Raw genomic sequence first — 16,705 nt, 5'->3', positions numbered from 1 at the left:
CCGTTTCCCCGGCCCGTGCCTGGGGCTAGGGTCTCGATCATGGTGTTGACCGCAGCAGAGATCGCGGCGTCCGTCCGGGCCGGTGCGCTGGACCCGGTGCAGGTGACGCGGGAGGCACTGGACCGGATCGCCGCGGCGGACGGCGTGGTCGGCGCCTTCCGCCGGGTACGCGCCGAGGAGGCGTTGCGGGAGGCCGCCGAGGTCGCCGCGCGGCCGGATCTCGCGTCGCTGCCGCTGGCCGGGGTGCCCGTCGCGGTCAAGGACGTCACCGAGGTCACCGGCGAGTTCGCTTCGCACGGCTCGCAGGCCGGGCCGTCCACCCCGGGGGAGACCGACGGCGTGATCGCGGCCCGGCTGCGGGCGGCTGGCGCGGTGCTGGTGGGGCTGACGCGGGTGCCGGAGCTGTGCATCTGGCCGATGAGCGACACCCCGGACGGCATCGCCCGCAACCCGTGGGACCCGACGTACGCCTCGGGCGGCTCGTCCGGCGGCAGCGCGGCGGCGGTGGCGGCGGGCATGGTCCCGCTCGCCCACGGCTCCGACGGCCTCGGCTCGATCCGCCTCCCGGCGGCGATGTGCGGCCTGGTCGGCCTCAAGCCGGGAGCGGACCTGCTGGCCGAAGGCGGCTGGTTCGGCATGTCGGTCCACGGCCCGATGGCGACAACGGTGGCCGACACGGCGCTGCTGCTGTCGGTACTGGCCGACGTGCCTTCGCTGGCGTCGGTGCCCTCGCCGTCCGCAGTGCGCATCGGAATGTCGACGACGGTGCCGCTGCTGCACACACCGGTCCCCAAGGAGCTGGTGGCGGCAGTCTCGACGGCGGCGGGCCTGCTGGCGTCGGCGGGCCACGAGGTGACCCCGGCGGCCCCGCGCTACCCGCCGACGATGGTCCTGGGCATGACGGCCCGCTGGTGCGCGGGCCCGGCGGTCCAGGCCCGCGGCTTCGACGTGACCCGCCTCCAGCGCCGGACCCGCGCGCACGTCCGCGCGGGACGGCTGATCCTGCGAGCGGGCCTGGTCCGCGAACGGACGAAGCAGCGCTGGATCGAGCGGGCGGAGGAGTTCTTCGAGGGCCACGAGGTGTTCCTGACGCCGACGCTGTCCCACTGGCCGGTGAAGGCGGGCCGCTGGCACGAGCGCCGCTGGCTGGCGAACGTGCTGCCCTCGACGCGCCTGGCGGGTTTCACGGGCCAGTGGAACCTGGCGGGCTACCCGGCAATCACGGTCCCGATGGGCCGGTCGGCGGTCTCGGGCCTGCCGACTTCGGTCCAGCTGATCGCCAAGCCGGGCGGGGAGCCACTGCTGCTGGGGCTGGCGGCCCAGCTGGAAGCGGCCAACCCCTGGCCCCGCACATCCCGGAGGTAGAGCGGCGACGGGGCGTTGCGGGTTCGCCTGCGCGGGTGGTCTGCCGCGGCTTGTCGTGAGTGGTAATGAGGGTTAGAACGCGAATTACCACTCACGACGACCTGCGGCAGACCACCCGGGTGCAGATCGGCCGGGGCCCTCGCTGCGGTGACCCGGAATTGTCGGTGTCCACCGGTAGCGTGGAAAACGGGGGCTGCTCAGAACGGGTTGAGCGGGCCGGGCTCAGGAACCGGGCTCAGGAACCGGGCTTGCTCGCCGTCGGGGACAGGGGCTTTGCGCCGTTTCCGTTCGCCGGCTTGGTTGCCGGGCCGTTCTGCTTCGCCGGGGCATTGCCCGGCTTCCCCGGCTGCGGAGCGGGCTTCCCCGCCTGAGCCGCCTTGGCCGAAGCCGAAGCCGAAGCCGGAGCCGGTGCCTGAGCCGCTGCCTTGACCGAGGGCTGGGCAGAAGCCGGGATCTGCGGCTGCACCACCGGGACCACCGGCGCGGCCGGGGCCGTCGGGGAGTCCGCGGGCTCGTCGCCGCCCACCAGCTTGGACGCCTGGGGGATCACCGCTTCCTCCGGCAGCGCCGCCAGCTGGGTCTCGCTGCGGTTGAGGATGTCCTCCGCCATCGCCAGGCTCTTGCGGGCCTGCTCGCGGATCTCCGCGAGCCGCTCGACCTTGCGGATGGCCGCCGTCGTGCGCTGGGCCGCCTGGGTCGTCGCCTCGTCGAGGCGCCGCTTGGCTTCCGCCGTTGCTTCGTCCAGGCGCCGCTTCGCCTCGGCCGTCGCTTCCGCGATGCGGCGCTCGGCCTGGTTCTTGCTCGCCGTGCGCTGGTCGGCGATGTGCTTCTCCAGTGCCGCCTTCTGGGCCGCCTGGGACGCCTCGAACTCGCGTTCCAGCTTCCGCCGCTTGCGCTCGGCCTCGTTGTCCAGCAGCTCGCGCCGCTGGGCCGCCTCGACGGTCAGCCGCTGGACCTCGGCGCGCGTCTCGGCCAGTGCCGCCTCGTGCTCCGAGTGCAGCAGGTCGGCCTGCTTGTCCAGCTCCGCGACCAGTTTCGTGTACCGCTCGCGCAGCTTCTTCGACGCCTCGGTCGAGGACGCCCACGTCTTCTCCGCGGCGACCTCGGCGCGCTTGACGATCTCGTCCGCGCGGGCCTGCGCGAGCGTCACCGTGCGCTGCATCCGCTCGTCGAGGTCCTCCAGCCGCTCCGGCGGCTTCTTCAGTTCCTCGACGCGCGCCTCCAGCGACGTCACCTGCTGCCGGACCGATTCCAGCTCCCGCGCGGCGGCCGCGGCCTGCGCCACCGCGGCGTCGCGCTCGCTGAGCACCCGGCGCAGCTGACCTTCGACGTGGTCGAGGTACTGCCGGACCTCGTTGCGGTCGAAGCCGTGCCAGGCCTGGGTGTATTCACGACGGAGGGGGAGGAGGCCGTTGAGGGCGGGTGCGGCCGGGTCGCGCTCAGGAACCATGCGCCCGACCGTACCCGGGTACCCGCCGCCTCCGCCGTCCGGCTTAACGAATCACCAACACGTGTCGCCGTGTCGCCTCAACGGCCTCACCCACCGAACGCAGAGTGAGGCTTGTTCAGCCGTCGGCCGCCGCATGGCATCCGTGCTGGCCGGCGGTATGCGCTCGGGGCGCGGCGGCCTGACCGAAACAAGCCTCAGTCACCAGTGGAAGCCGCGCGAAAGCCGGGCCAGCGCCATCGCCGCGCGCGACAGGTGTTTCTCGCCACGTCCGATCTTCAGTTCGCCCGAACCGCCCGCCGCGGTCGAATCCGGGAAGATCCGGTAACCCTGGTACGCGATCGCGTCGGTGAGGCCCGGCGTGAGCGTGTAGGCCAGCCCGATCGCCTGCCCCGCCGGGGTGCCGATGTGCTTCGGCCGCTCGATCAGCGCCTTCATCACCATGTCCGCGGCCTGTTCCGGCGACTTCGTCGGGAACGCGTCGTAGATCTTCGTCGGGCGGATCATCGGCGTGCGCACCAGCGGCATGTGGATGGTGGTGAAGGTGATCCCGTCGCCGTGCGTCTCGGTCGCCGCGATCCGCGAGAAGTAGTCCAGCGCCGCCTTCGACGCCGCGTACGCCGAGAAGCGCGGCGCGATGCCCTGGACGCCGATCGACGACACGTTCACGATGTGCCCGAACTTCCGCTCGGACATGTGCGGCAGCACCGCGAGGATCAGCCGCACCGCGCCGAAGTAGTTGATCGCCATCGCGCGCTCGTAGTCGTGCATCCGGTCGTACGACAGCTTGATCGACCGGCGGATCGACCGGCCCGCGTTGTTGACCAGCATGTCGATCCGGCCGTGCTCGGCCAGCATCGCGTCGACGGCCTTGTGCACCGAGTCCTCGTCGGTCAGGTCGGCCGGGTACACCGACGCCGTCCCGCCCGCGGCGACGATCTCGTCGCGGACCTCCTCCAGCTCGTGCTGGCGGCGCGCGACGAGCAGCGGGACACCGCCCGCCGCCGCGACTTTGAGCGCCGTCGCCCGGCCGATGCCCGAGGACGCGCCGGTGATGATCACGCGGCGGCCGTCCAGCTCGCCGCGCGGGCCGTGCTTGCGGGCGCGGAACGGGTCGAGGTGCTCGCGCCAGTAGCGCCACAGCGTCGGCGCGTACTCCTCCAGCCGCGGGACGTCGACGGTGCCCGCCAGCGCCTTGCGCGTCTCGGCCGAGGAGAACACCGACGGGAACGCCATGGTCTCCAGCAGCACCGGCGGGATGCCGAACCGTTCGAGCACCGCGTCGCGGGCGATGGTGACGCCCGGGATGTGCTCGGTCAGCTTGACCAGCCCGACGATCCGCTTCGAGACGCCTTCGGGCAGCTGCACCGTGATCGTCGGCGCGCCCGCGGCCCGCGCGAAGGCGTTGTACACCGAGACGACCGGCTGCGGCTCGGGGTTGACCAGGTGGAAGGCGTGGCCGTCGAGACCGGGCTTGACGACCAGCTCCAGCAGCGCCGTGGCGACGTAGTCGACCGGCACGATGTTGGTGTCGCCGAGGTCCGGCCCGACCAGCGGCAGCACGTCCGGCAGCCCGGCGAGCCGGTTGATCGCCGGGAACAGGTAGTACGGGCCGTCGACCTTGTCCATCTCGCCGGTCTCGGAGTGCCCGACGACGACCGCGGGCCGGTACACCCGCCACGGCACCTCGGTCTGCTCGCGGACGATCTTCTCGGCCTCGAACTTGGTCCGGTGGTACGGCGTGACCAGCCGCTGCCCGGCGTCGAACATCTCCTCGGTGAACACGCCTTCGTGGTCGCCGGCCACGGCCACCGACGACACGTGGTGCAGGCAGCCTGCCCGCAGGTCCGCGGCGAGGTCGACGACGTTGCGCGTGCCGTCGACGTTGGCCTTGATGCTGGCTTCGTCGTCGGCGGTGAGGTCGTAGAGCGCGGCCAGGTGCACGACGTGGTCGACGTTGCCGCGCAGCTTCTCGCGGTCGGCTTCGGACACGCCGAGCAGCGGCTCGGCCAGGTCGCCGGTGACCAGCTCGACGCGGTCGGAGTGCGGCCACTGGTCGACGAGCGCGGCCAGCTTGGCCTTCGAGGACGCGCGCACGAGCAGCGTCACGCGGTCGTCGTCCGGACGGGAGAGCAGAAGCCGGGTGAACTGGCGGCCGATCAGTCCGGTCGCCCCGGTCACCAAGAACGTCGCCATCTTCCTCATCACCTCTCGCCGCATCGCCCTGACTCAGGGCATTCTGCTGCATCCGCGGGGCGTGGACCACCGTCCGGCCACGTGAAGTTACTCACGGGTAACTTGGCTCGCGGCCGACTCGTGACCTGCGTCCCATACCGTGTCGGCCGTGGCCAGGGGCGCGAAGTCGAGTAAAGTCGTCTTTACTCGACGGGAACCGTGCGGCTCCGGCGGTCGTTGAACCCGATGCAGCGTTGATCCACAAAGCAGCAGATCCAGGAGGATCAGGTGCGTTCCAGTAGCAACCCGGCGTTCCGCAACCTGCCCCACGGCGGAACCCAGACTTACGGGCAGTACGGGCCCCCGGTGGGCTTCAACCAACCCCAGGGCGGCGTGCCCGGGTACGGCCCTGGCCCGACCGCCTCCGGCGCGGACGACCGCCCGATGACGGTGGACGACGTCGTCGTCAAGACCGGCATGTCCCTCGGGGTCGCGCTGCTCGTCGGGGTGATCACGGGTGTCTGGGCGCTGCCCCAGGTGAACCCGCACGGCCCGCTGCCCGGCGCGGTCCTCGGCGCGATGGTCGGCGGCCTGCTCGTCGGGCTCGTCCTCTCGCTGGTGATCATCTTCCGGCGCAAGCCGAGCGGCCCCATGACGCTGGCGTACTCCGCCGCCGAAGGCCTGTTCCTCGGTGCGCTGAGTGCCGTGTTCGAAGCGCTGTACCCGGGCATCGCGCTGCAGGCGATCATCGGTACCGCGGGTGTCTTCATCGGCATGCTCGTGGTCTACAAGACCGGCGCGGTCAAGGTGACGCCGAAGCTGACCAAGTGGATCGTCGGCGCCACCGTCGGTGTCGCGGTCCTCATGCTGTTCAACCTGATCAGCGCGCTGGCCTTCGGCTTCAACCCGCTGCGCGACGGCGGCCCGCTCGCCATCGTCTTCAGCCTCGTCTGCATCGGGATCGCGGCGTTCAGTTTCCTGCTCGACTTCGACCAGGCCGACCGGATGATCCGCGAGGGCATGCCGTCGAAGTGGGCCTGGTACACCGCGTTCGGCCTGATGACGACGCTCGTCTGGCTGTACCTGGAGATCCTGCGCCTGCTGTCCTACCTTCGCGAGTAACCTGGCTCACAGTTCCACAGCGAAAGCGCTCCGTAACCAACGGGGCGCTTTTTCTGTCGGAATTCGTCCATATGTGGACCCCGCTGCGGACCGATTTCACCCTGCGTGTTGGATGTGCCGGTCGGTCTTCATTTCACATGTGTGAGGTTCACAGTGAGCGTTCCCCCTCCGGCCCCCGGGGGCCAGCAGCCGGTGGGTCAGCCCGATCCGTACGGGCCGCCTCCCGGCGGTCAGCCGCAGCAGCAGTTCGGCCAGCCCGGCCAGCCCGGCCAGCCCGGCCAGCCCGGACAGCCGCCGCAGGGCCAGTACGGCCCGCCGCCGGGGCAGTTCCCGCCGCCGCCGGGGCAGGTCCCGGGGCAGTTCCCGCCCGCGCCGCCGGTGCCGAAGAAGTCGAAGACCGGCGCGATCATCCGGTTCGCCGTGATCGGCGTGGTCGTCATCGTCGCCGCCGTCATCGGGATCATCTCGTTCACCAAGTCGCCCGCCAGCGCCAACGCCGGTGACTGCCTGTCGGTCACCGAGTTCACCCGCGGCAGCGACCCCACGAAGGCCGACTGCAACGACCCGAAGGCGAACGTCAAGATCGCCGTCAAGCTCGACAAGGCCTCCGACGACTGCCCGGGCGGCTCCAACGCCGGCTACGACACCTACTCGGTCACCGGCCGCAGCTCCTACAAGCTGTGCCTGATGATCAACGCGAAGCAGGGCGACTGCCTGGCGAACTTCAGCTCGCAGACCAAGGGCTACGTGAAGGTCCCGTGCTCGGACCCGACCAAGGACAGCGAGCTGGTGAAGGTCGTCGAAGGCCAGGCCAGCGACAGCGTCTGCGACGGCACCGAGGCCACGCGCGTGGCGGTGTACCCGCAGCCCCCGACGACGATGTGCGTCAAGACGAACTAGCCGTCGACGCGGGGAAGGCCACCTTGCGGAAGTCGTCCTTCCGCAAGGTGGCCTTCACGCTTTTCCGGGTCAGGAAAGGCGTTCCAGGATCATCGCCATGCCCTGGCCGCCGCCGACGCACATCGTCTCGAGGCCGAACTGCTTGTCGTGGTGCTGCAGCGAGTTGATCAGCGTCGTGGTGATCCGGGCGCCGGTCATGCCGAACGGGTGGCCGACGGCGATCGCGCCGCCGTTGACGTTCAGCCGGTCGAGGTCGATGCCCAGGTCCCGGTAGGACGGGATGACCTGGGCGGCGAACGCCTCGTTGATCTCGACGAGGTCGATGTCGCCGATCGACAGCCCCGCGCGGGACAGTGCCTGCTTCGACGCCTCGACCGGGCCGTAGCCCATGATCTCCGGCGACAGCCCGGTGACGCCGGTCGAGACGATCCGCGCCAGCGGCGTCAGGCCCAGCTCGCGTGCCTTCGTGTCGGACATGACGACCAGCGCCGCGGCGCCGTCGTTGAGCGGGCAGCAGTTGCCCGCGGTGACCCGGCCGTCCGGGCGGAACACCGGCTTCAGCCCGGAGACGCCTTCGAGGGTGACGCCGGCGCGGGGCCCGTCGTCCTTCGAGACGACCGTGCCGTCCGGCAGGGTCACCGGGGTGATGTCCTTGGCCCAGAAGCCGTCCGCGATGGCCTTCTCGGCGAGGTTCTGCGAGCGGACGCCGAACTCGTCCATCTCCTCGCGCGTGACGCCCTTGAGCCGGGCCAGGTTCTCCGCGGTCTGGCCCATCGCGATGTAGACGTCGGGGACGAGCCCGTTCTCGCGCGGGTCGGTCCAGGTGTCGCTGCCGGACTCGGCGGTCGCCTTGGTGCGGGCTTCGGCGTCGGCGAACAGCGGGTTGTGCGTGTCGGGCCAGGAGTCCGAGCTGCCCTTCGAGAACCGCGACACGGTCTCGACGCCGGCCGAGATGAAGACGTCGCCCTCGCCGGCCTTGATCGCGTGGAAGGCCATCCGGGTGGTCTGCAGGCTGGAGGAGCAGTACCGGGTGATGGTGCAGCCGGGCAGGTGGTCGTAGCCCAGTTCGACGGCGACCGCGCGGCCCATGTTGAAGCCGGACTCGCCGCCCGGCAGGCCGCAGCCCAGCATCAGGTCGTCGATGTCGGCGGGATCGAGCTGCGGCACCTTGTCCAGGGCCGCACGGACCATCTGCACGGTCAGGTCGTCGGGCCGCATGCTGACCAGCGAGCCCTTGTTGGCGCGCCCGATCGGCGAGCGCGCGGTGGAGACGATGACGGCTTCAGGCATGACGTGACACATCCTCGTATCGCGGTCTAAGCGGTTGCTCACCATACTGCCGCGTGCCGCACCGGGGAGAAAGCCGGAGCTGCTGTGAGGTTGCTCAGGCGCCGCTGCCGGTCAGGACCGCCTTCAGCGCGTCCGGGACGACGGCGTGCGGCAGGAGGTCGGTCAGCCGGCGGGCCAGGCGGTCGTCGCGGACCAGGCTGCCGTCGGCGAGACCGGCGGCGACGGCGGCGCCGTCCGGCTGCCGCGCGGCCCAGGTCGCGGCCAGCTCACCGGCCAGCAGCCGCTGGTAGTCCTCCCGCATGTGCCAGCCGATGCCGGGGTCGAGCCGGTCGTTGGCGGCGAACGCCGAGCCGGCGTTGGCGACCTTGCGGGTGAACTGGGCCAGCCCGCGGTCGGGCACGTGCAGGATCGTCAGCGGCCGCTGCGGGGTACCCGGGCCGAGGGCGGGACCGGACGCGCTGTGGTTGCCCACGGCGACCGTCACCTTGGGGTCGCCGCGATGGCACACCTTGTTGCCGATCCGGGTACCGCGCGCGGACAGCGACAGCTTGTCCCGCAGGACGTGCGTGTGGACCCACAGGCCGGTCCGCTCCGGATCGGCGACCAGGTTGTCCCGGACCATCTCCACGGTGCCGGACTCCGGGCCGATCGCCGCGAGCGCGTCGGGAAGCGCGGTCCGGCCGACGTCGTCTCCCGCCGACGGCCACACGAACTCGTCGGCGTCCCCGTTGAGCACCCAGTCCGCGCCGTGCACCAGCGCGGCCCGCCGCGCCATGGCCGTCACCCAGCGGCTCTGCTCGTAGTCCTGTGCCGGTTCGTGGTGGAGTTCGAGCACGCCGGCGTCGCGGTACCGCTCCAGGATTTCGACGGTCCCGTCGACCGAGCCGTTGTCCGTGGCCACCACGATGTCCACACCGGCGGCGAGGTGGTGCTCGATGGTCGCCGCGACGATGTCGGCCTCGTCGCGCACCAGCAGCGTCATCGCAATCCGCATTCGATCTCCCCCGCGCGTCGGCACGGGGGAGATCCTGGCAGAGCGCGCCGCTAGTTGCGGTAGCACCTCCAGAACAGCTGCCAGTTTCCGGCACCGCCGCCCCAGGCCTCCGGCTTGACCTCGCGCGCCCTGAACCCGTAGGTGTCGACGCACTTCGCGTCGGCGGCCGACCGGGTGTCCGCCACCAGCGCGTCGTACGGCGGAGGCGTCGAGCTGGTGAAGCTGGAGCGGATCCAGTACCCGGTGTCGACGGCACTCGCGGGCGTCGTCCCGAGCGCGATCAGACCTCCCGTGGCCAGGGCCAGCACGGCTCCGGTCATTCCTGCGATCTTGCGTTTCACGGCCACCTCCGGTGAACGGACCCTTGCCAGAGCCACCGTTCCAGCGAGGCGCCACCGGGACAGCCCGCGGCCGCCGAGGGTTTGTTGCGCGATCTTCCGGTGGAAGGATCACCGTCGTGGCGAACCGGTCCGTACTGCGCACCCGGACGATCGTGCTCTGGAGTGTCGGGATGCTGGTGGTCGCCGCGGGTGCCGCGGCGCTGCTGCTGATCCTCCTCGGCGGGGGCCGCCCGGAGGACTCGGCGCGCCTGGACGCGCTGCGGACCGCCGCGAACATCGTCGTCGGCACCGGGGGTGCCGCCGCCCTGCTGCTGGCCGCGCGGCGGCAGCGGTCGGCCGAGCTGGACCTGGCGCAGAAGGACCACGACGCCACCGAACGCCGCGTCACCGAGATCTACGGCAAGGCCGCCGACCAGCTCGGCAGCGACAAGGCACCGGTCCGGCTCGCCGGGCTGTACGCGCTGGAACGGCTCGCCGCCGGGTATCCCGAGCACCGGCAGACGATCGTCAACGTCCTCTGCGCCTACCTGCGGATGCCGTACAAGCACATCCCGAAGAACGCCGAGGAGCTGCAGGTCCGCAAGGCCGCCCAGCGCATCCTGCTGCTGCACCTGCGGCCCGGCGCCGAAGACCGGCCGAACGAGGCCTTCTGGCCGGACATCGACCTCGACTTCTCCGGCGCGACGCTCGTCGGGCTCACCCTCACGCACTGCTCGATCCGGTCCATCACGTGCTACGAGACGACGTTCCTGGAGCTGACGACGTTCCGCGGCACCGAATTCCGGACCAAGGCCGACTTCAACAAGGCACAGTTCCGGGACCGCGCCGATTTCCGCGGAACCGTTTTCGGTGGCGAGCGCGAAAGTTTCAACGGCGCCGTTTTCGCAGGTCCGGCGGATTTCGGCCGGAAGTCCACGGCCCGGCTCGCCGGTGCCGAAGCGACGCAGGGATTCCCGCGGGTCTGGCCACCGGGCTGGGAAGAACGGCCGATCGACGGCGAGCCCGGCAGGTCACAATTGACACGAAAGGACGTTCCGGGGCAACCGGAGGGACGTTAGGATCGTCGCATCAAGGCAAGGACGTCGCCATTCCCGCACGAGAGAGAGGTGAACTGGCGATGGCAATCGGAAACGGCGTCAGGGGACCCCTCCGGGACGGGATGACGGCTCAGCGTGCGGCGGCCCCCGGGTCGCGACCGGCGTAGACGAGCGGCTTGGTGGCCGACGGCGGTCTTCGCCGGAGCGGTCCGGCCTCGCGCTCGCGGCCCGGCATCACCGGCGCGCACCCGGAGTTCCCCCGGCGCCCGATCGCGCACGAGTGGACAACGCCACCGGTGCGCCGTTTAGGCTGGTGGTCGTGGAGTACGCAGAGCACATCGCCGACCTCGTGGGCAACACCCCGCTGGTCAGGCTGAACTCGTTGACCCAGGGGCTCAAGCCGCTCGTGCTGGCCAAGGTCGAGTACCTGAACCCGGGTGGCTCGGTCAAGGACCGCATCGCGTTGCGCATGATCGAGGCCGCGGAGGCCTCCGGCGAGCTGCGCCCCGGCGGCACGATCGTGGAGCCGACGTCCGGCAACACCGGCGTCGGGCTGGCCATGGTCGCCCAGCGCAAGGGCTACCAGTGCGTGTTCGTCTGCCCGGACAAGGTCAGCGAGGACAAGCGGAACGTCCTGAAGGCCTACGGCGCCCGCGTCGTGGTGTGCCCGACGGCGGTCCCGCCCGAGCACCCGGACTCCTACTACAACGTCTCCGACCGGCTGGTCCGCGAGATCGACGGCGCCTGGAAGCCCAACCAGTACGCCAACCCGCAGAACCCGGAGAGCCACTACCACTCGACCGGCCCGGAGCTGTGGAAGCAGACCGACGGCAAGATCACGCACTTCGTCGCGGGCGTCGGCACCGGCGGCACGATCTCCGGCACCGGCAAGTACCTCAAGGAGGTCAGCGGTGGCGCCGTGCAGGTCGTCGGCGCCGACCCGGAGGGCTCGGTGTACTCCGGCGGCACCGGCCGCCCGTACCTGGTCGAGGGCGTCGGCGAGGACTTCTGGCCGGACACCTACGACCGCGACATCGCCGACGAGATCATCCCGGTCTCCGACGCCGACTCCTTCCAGATCACCCGGCGTCTCGCGCTGGAGGAGGGCCTGCTGGTCGGCGGCTCCTGCGGGATGGCGGTGGCCGCCGCGCTCAAGCTCGCCGAGCGGCTCACCGAGGACGACGTCGTGGTCGTGCTGCTGCCCGACGGCGGCCGCGGCTACCTGACGAAGGTGTTCAACGACACCTGGATGTCCTCCTACGGCTTCCTGCCGCCGGACTCCTCGGGCGCGACGGTCGCCGACGTGCTGACGAAGAAGAGCGGCTCGCTGCCCGACCTGGTGCACTCGCACCCGAACGAGACGGTCGCCGAGGCCATCGCGATCCTGTCGGAGTTCGGCGTCAGCCAGATGCCCGTGGTCAGCGCGGAGCCGCCGGTGATGGCGGCCGAGGTCGTCGGCGCGGTCAACGAGCGCGACCTGCTCGACGCGCTGTTCACCGGCAAGGCGCAGCTGGCCGACCGGCTGGAGCAGCACATGTCCCCGCCGCTGCCGACGATCGGCGGCAGCGAGCAGGTGAGCGCGGCGATGCGGGCGCTGGAGGGCGCCGACGGCGCGCTGGTGCTGATCGACGGCAAGCCCGCCGGTGTCGTCACGCGGCACGACCTGCTGGGCTTCCTCGCCGGCCGCTGACCCGAGCCCCGAAGGGGTTTGATCGGCTCACCCGGCAGGGGCGTTACGAGCGCCCCGCCGGGTGATCCGATAGCGTGGGCGCGAGTAGAACACTTTCGCGTCATCGTCAAGGGGGTTCAAGACCCACATGAGTGCACCGCAGCCACCGAATCAGCCGTGGGGTGGCGGCCAGCCACCTCAGGGTCCGCCGAGTGGCCCCCAGCCGCAGCAGGACAGCCCGTTCGGCGCTTCCGAGCCGACCCAGGTCGTGCAGCCCGGCCAGCCCGGCCAGTCCCAGGGCGGATCCCCGTTCGGGGACACGCCGGAGCCGACCCAGGTCGTCCAGCCCGCCCAGCCGGGTGACGGCGGGGCGGGCGCGACCCAGGTGGTCCCGCCGGTCGACGCGAACGCCACCCAGATGGTGAACCCGGTCGGCGGCGGCGACGCCCCGGTCGCGGACTCCACGCAGCTGGTGCCCCCGGGCTCCCAGCCGCCGGCGATCCCGTACACCCCGCCGCCGAGCGCGGCCGACAACCCGGCCGCGGCGTTCGGCCAGCAGCCGGGCGGCTTCGGCCAGCCGGGCGCGTACGGCCAGCCCGGTCAGCCGGGTGGCTTCGGCCAGCCCCAGCAGGGCTTCGGCCAGCCGGGTCAGCCTGGCCAGCCGCCGCAGGGTTTCGGTGGTGGTCCCGGGTTCGGTGGGCCGCCGCAGCCGTTCGGCGCCGCGCCTGCCGCGGGCGGTGGCAACGGCCTGTTCGGCTACATCGCCGGTGGCGTGGTCGCGCTGCTCGCGCTGATCGCGCTCATCATCTCGTTCAGCTACATGGGCGACGCGAGCGACTACTCGTCGCTCCTCGACGGCGGCGCGAAGGACCTGATCGAAAAGGCCCTCGACGAGGCCGGGCTCATCGGGCCGGGCCTGGTCTGGTTCTACGTCATCATGATCCTGCTGGCGTCGCTGATCTCCCTCGCCGGCGGCGTCGGGCTGGCGCTGGCGGGCAAGCTGGGCGGGCTCAAGAAGATCGTCCCGATCGTGGTCACCGCGGGCGGTGCGCTCCTCACGCTCTTCGCGTTGCTGCTGAAGATCGGGATGACGCCGAACGCCGACGCGCTCGCCCGGATGTCCGCGTCCGCCAAGGACACCTTCGGGCTCGGCCTGCCGCCGCTGATCATCGGCATCCTGATCCTCATCGTCGGTGTGCTCGGCCTCGTCCCGGGCACCGCGCAGTTCGTCGGCCTCGGTGGCGGCGGTGCCGCGCCGGGCGGCCCGCAGGGCTTCGGTGGCCCGCCCCAGGGCTTCGGCGGCCCGCAGCAGCCGGGCGGTTTCGGCCAGCCCCAGCAGGGCTTCGGGCAGCCGGGGCAGCAGCAGGGCTTCGGCCAGCAGCAGGGCTACGGCCAGCCGGGTGGCCCCAACCCGTCCAGCGGCGGGTTCCCGCAGCCGTCGAGCGGCGGCTTCCCGCAGCCGGGTCAGCAGCAGCCCGGAGGCTTCGGGCAGCCGGGCCAGCAGCAGCCGGGCTACGGCCAGCCGGGCCAGCAGCCGTACGGCCAGCCGCCGCAGGGCTACCCGCAGCAGCCGGGCCAGGGCTTCGGCCAGCCGCCGGGCCAGCAGGGCCCGCCGAGCGGCGGGTTCGGCCAGCCCGGCCAGCCGCCGCAGCAGCAGTGGTGAGGTAGCGGACCGCTTTCGTGCCCCGGAGCCCATTCGGCTCCGGGGCACGCTGCATTCATGGCCGAATACGCAATTGTCCGAAAAGGACGAAGTCCGAATAGCAGTCCCACTGCCGATCATGTGACAGGATTTCTGCCGCTACCGCACAAAAATGATCTTGGGTTCCGCCGTACGGTCGAATTCCGTTCTTTTTCCGGACCACTTCCCCCATTTCGGACTAGGGTGAGCGCCGTCGTCCCGAGGGTCTTGCGATGGGGGAGTTGTGAGCGGTCCGCGTTCGTATTCGTCGAATAGGCCATCCGGAGTAACGGCGGTACTCGCCGGCCTGCTCGGGATTCCGGCCGCGATCGCCGCGGGCTGTGTGCCGATCCGGACGTTCCTCGACATGCCCGCGGAATTCAGCCTCGGCGCACTGCCGGGACTGGTGCTGGCCGACCTCGCGGGCTACCTCGTCGCCGGGCTCGTGCTGCTGCTCGGCTCGCTGTCGACGCTGTTCCGCGCCACGGCGGGCGCGGTCCTGCTCGGTGCCGGTGCGCTGCTGGCGATCGGTGCCCTGCTGACCGAGCCGCCGTCGATGAAGGTGCCGCTCGGCCGGTTCGTCGACGCGATGTTCACGCACGGCGGCTTCGCGATGGTGGACCGGCTCGTCCTGGCCGCGCTGGCGGTGCTCGTGCTGGTGCTGGCGTTCCTGCCGCCGACGTTCCGCTACCTGCGCTACCGCACGCCGTCGCTGCCGGTCCTGTCGGGCCAGGGCGCCTACTCGCCGCGCGGCTGGTGAGACGCCGCACTGAGATCCATCCCACCTGACGGGAATGCCGGGGCCGGGCCGTACGCTGAACGCATGGTGGACGACTACTCCGAATTGGGCTTCGAGACGCGCGCGATCCACGCCGGTCAGAAGCCCGACCCCCGCACCGGCGCGGTGATCGTGCCGATCTACCAGACCTCGACCTACGCGCAGGACGGCGTGGGCGGGACCCGCGAGGGCGACTACGAGTACTCGCGCACCGCGAACCCGACCCGCTCGGCGCTGGAGGAGGCGCTGGCCTCGCTGGAAGGCGGACGGCACGCGCTGGCCTTCGCCTCCGGCATGGCCGCGTCCGACGTGGTGCTGCGCAGTACCCTGCGCCCCGGCGACCACCTCGTGCTCGGCAACGACGCGTACGGCGGCACGTTCCGCCTGATCGACAAGGTGCTCAGCCTGTGGGGCGTCGAGCACACCGTCGCCGACCTGGCGAACCTCGACGAGGTGCGCGCGGCCATCCGGCCCGAGACGAAGCTGATCTGGTGCGAGTCGCCGACCAACCCGCTGCTCGGCATCGCCGACATCGCCGCGCTGGCCGGCGTCGCGCACGACGCCGGCGCCCGCCTGGTGGTCGACAACACCTTCGCGACGCCGTACCTGCAGAACCCGCTCGCGCTGGGCGCGGACATCGTCCTGCACTCGACGACGAAGTACCTGGGCGGCCACTCCGACGTCGTCGGCGGCGCCGTCGTCACCAACGAGGACGAGCTGCGCGAGCAGTTCTTCTTCCTGCGCAACTCCGCGGGCGCGGTCCCCGGCCCGTTCGACGCGTGGCTGACGCTGCGCGGCATCAAGACGCTCGCCCTGCGCATGGAGCGGCACAGCGACAACGCCGAGAAGATCGTGCAGGCGCTGGTCAAGCACCCCAAGGTGACGAAGGTCTACTACCCGGGCCTGCCCGAGCACCCCGGCCACGAGACGGCGGCCAAGCAGATGCGCCGCTTCGGCGGGATGGTGTCGTTCAGCCACGCGGACGGCGAGCAGGCGGCGCTGGAGGTGGCGTCGCGCACGAAGCTGTTCATCCTGGCCGAGTCCCTCGGCGGCATCGAGTCCCTGATCGAGCACCCGGGCAAGATGACCCACGCCAGCACGGCGGGCTCTACGCTGCAGGTCCCGGCCGACCTCCTCCGCCTGTCGGTCGGCATCGAGGACGGCCGCGACCTGGTCGCCGACCTGCTGGCCGCCCTCGGCTGAGTCAGTCCCCAAACGCCCCAAGGCGGCCTTCGGTGCGTTCAACGCACCCAAGGCCGCCTTGGTTGCTCCGCCCATGCCCCACCGCCGCCCTCAAGGGAGGCGCTTCGCGCCGCTGTGTTCACCGGTGCACCGAAGGCCACATTGGGGCGTTCGGGCCGATCGGTCAGCCGAGGTCGAGGCCGCCGCCGTAGAGGCGGTCCACCCGCAGCTTGATGACCACCCGCTGGTCCTCGACCATGTTCCGGAAGAACGTGGCCTCGTCCTCCGGGTTGTCGAACGGCGCCTGCATGGCCAGCAGCTCGCGGCCGGTCTCGTCGCCGGGCACCGAGCTGACCGGCGACACCTCCGCCAGTCCCTCGGCGACCGCGAAGGCCATGTGGTCGGCGCTGCTCACGTAGAGCGACGCGCGGGGGTTGCGGGCGAGCTGGCGGACCTTGGCCCGGCCCAGCGTGGAGCCGATCCGGACGAGGCGGTCCGCCGGGTCCCAGGCGTACGCGACGGTGGACAGGTGCGGGTGTCCCGCGCGGTTGATCGTCGCCAGCGCACCCAGGTTGTGGGCGGCGAGCAGGCGGCTCACGGCCTCCTCGGCGGGCTTGACGGGCCCGGGACCGCGGCCCGGCTCGAAGGTCGTCTGTGTCATGCCTTGATCATCGCCGGAGGCGCGAACCCGCGGAAGAAGGCACTTTCCTGTCCCAGGGGAACA

Annotated in this window: 14 protein-coding genes; 8 read left to right on the top strand and 6 right to left on the bottom strand. The window is 71.3% G+C overall.

Going from position 1 to position 16,705, the window contains the following annotated elements; genetic code table 11:
- Window positions 1-39 precede the first annotated feature (39 nt).
- Entirely contained in the window at window positions 40-1,365 is a 1,326-nt protein-coding gene (locus ABJI51_RS14890; protein ID WP_348951177.1) for an amidase, read from the top strand.
- 235 nt (window positions 1,366-1,600) lie between these two features.
- Here ABJI51_RS14890 and ABJI51_RS14885 read toward each other — a convergent pair whose 3' ends face one another.
- Together ABJI51_RS14885 and ABJI51_RS14880 are read right to left on the bottom strand one after the other, a co-directional pair.
- On the bottom strand, window positions 1,601-2,815 hold the full coding sequence (locus ABJI51_RS14885; RefSeq protein WP_348951175.1) for a coiled-coil domain-containing protein: 1,215 nt from the start codon (window positions 2,813-2,815) through the stop codon (window positions 1,601-1,603).
- Window positions 2,816-3,013: 198 nt separating this feature from the next.
- Window positions 3,014-5,008 (bottom strand): SDR family oxidoreductase, encoded by a 1,995-nt coding sequence (locus tag ABJI51_RS14880; RefSeq protein ID WP_348951173.1) that lies wholly within the window; start codon window positions 5,006-5,008, stop codon window positions 3,014-3,016.
- Window positions 5,009-5,275: 267 nt separating this feature from the next.
- Between ABJI51_RS14880 and ABJI51_RS14875 the strand changes: the two genes are divergently transcribed.
- Together ABJI51_RS14875 and ABJI51_RS14870 are read left to right on the top strand one after the other, a co-directional pair.
- Window positions 5,276-6,109, top strand: coding sequence for a Bax inhibitor-1/YccA family protein (locus ABJI51_RS14875; RefSeq protein ID WP_348951171.1), 834 nt, complete (start codon window positions 5,276-5,278; stop codon window positions 6,107-6,109).
- 192 nt (window positions 6,110-6,301) lie between these two features.
- A complete protein-coding gene (locus tag ABJI51_RS14870) occupies window positions 6,302-7,009 on the top strand; it encodes an LppU/SCO3897 family protein (protein ID WP_431605618.1) in 708 nt (235 codons plus the stop codon).
- Between the two features lie 69 nt (window positions 7,010-7,078).
- On the opposite strand, the gene ABJI51_RS14865 is transcribed toward ABJI51_RS14870, so the two are convergent.
- The 3 genes from ABJI51_RS14865 to ABJI51_RS14855 all read right to left on the bottom strand — a co-directional run bounded on the left by ABJI51_RS14865 (window position 7,079) and on the right by ABJI51_RS14855 (window position 9,613).
- Entirely contained in the window at window positions 7,079-8,299 is a 1,221-nt protein-coding gene (locus tag ABJI51_RS14865; protein ID WP_348951168.1) for an acetyl-CoA C-acetyltransferase, read from the bottom strand.
- Window positions 8,300-8,393: 94 nt separating this feature from the next.
- Window positions 8,394-9,293: a glycosyltransferase family 2 protein gene (locus ABJI51_RS14860; protein ID WP_348951166.1), complete on the bottom strand. Its 900-nt coding sequence runs from the start codon at window positions 9,291-9,293 to the stop codon at window positions 8,394-8,396.
- A gap of 50 nt (window positions 9,294-9,343) precedes the next feature.
- Window positions 9,344-9,613: a hypothetical protein gene (locus tag ABJI51_RS14855; protein ID WP_348951165.1), complete on the bottom strand. Its 270-nt coding sequence runs from the start codon at window positions 9,611-9,613 to the stop codon at window positions 9,344-9,346.
- Between the two features lie 137 nt (window positions 9,614-9,750).
- Here ABJI51_RS14855 and ABJI51_RS14850 point away from each other — a divergent pair, with 137 nt between their 5' ends.
- The 5 genes from ABJI51_RS14850 (at window position 9,751) to ABJI51_RS14830 (ending at window position 16,002) form a co-directional block, all read left to right on the top strand.
- Window positions 9,751-10,692, top strand: a complete 942-nt coding sequence (locus ABJI51_RS14850; RefSeq protein WP_348951163.1) for a pentapeptide repeat-containing protein — start codon at window positions 9,751-9,753, stop codon at window positions 10,690-10,692.
- Window positions 10,693-10,990: 298 nt separating this feature from the next.
- On the top strand, window positions 10,991-12,361 hold the full coding sequence (locus ABJI51_RS14845) for a cystathionine beta-synthase (protein WP_348951161.1): 1,371 nt from the start codon (window positions 10,991-10,993) through the stop codon (window positions 12,359-12,361).
- 127 nt (window positions 12,362-12,488) lie between these two features.
- The gene (locus ABJI51_RS14840) at window positions 12,489-14,003 is read left to right on the top strand and encodes a hypothetical protein (RefSeq protein ID WP_348951160.1); all 1,515 of its coding nucleotides are present in this window, start codon (window positions 12,489-12,491) and stop codon (window positions 14,001-14,003) included.
- Window positions 14,004-14,265: 262 nt separating this feature from the next.
- The gene (locus tag ABJI51_RS14835) at window positions 14,266-14,781 is read left to right on the top strand and encodes a hypothetical protein (RefSeq protein ID WP_348951158.1); all 516 of its coding nucleotides are present in this window, start codon (window positions 14,266-14,268) and stop codon (window positions 14,779-14,781) included.
- 63 nt (window positions 14,782-14,844) lie between these two features.
- On the top strand, window positions 14,845-16,002 hold the full coding sequence (locus ABJI51_RS14830; RefSeq protein WP_348951156.1) for a cystathionine gamma-synthase: 1,158 nt from the start codon (window positions 14,845-14,847) through the stop codon (window positions 16,000-16,002).
- 163 nt (window positions 16,003-16,165) lie between these two features.
- Here ABJI51_RS14830 and ABJI51_RS14825 read toward each other — a convergent pair whose 3' ends face one another.
- Window positions 16,166-16,642 (bottom strand): pyridoxamine 5'-phosphate oxidase family protein, encoded by a 477-nt coding sequence (locus ABJI51_RS14825; RefSeq protein WP_348951155.1) that lies wholly within the window; start codon window positions 16,640-16,642, stop codon window positions 16,166-16,168.
- Window positions 16,643-16,705: the final 63 nt, after the last annotated feature.

It is taken from the genome of Amycolatopsis melonis (assembly GCF_040064235.1).
GTDB lineage: Bacteria > Actinomycetota > Actinomycetes > Mycobacteriales > Pseudonocardiaceae > Amycolatopsis > Amycolatopsis melonis.
This window is presented reverse-complemented; position numbering and strand designations above follow the sequence as displayed.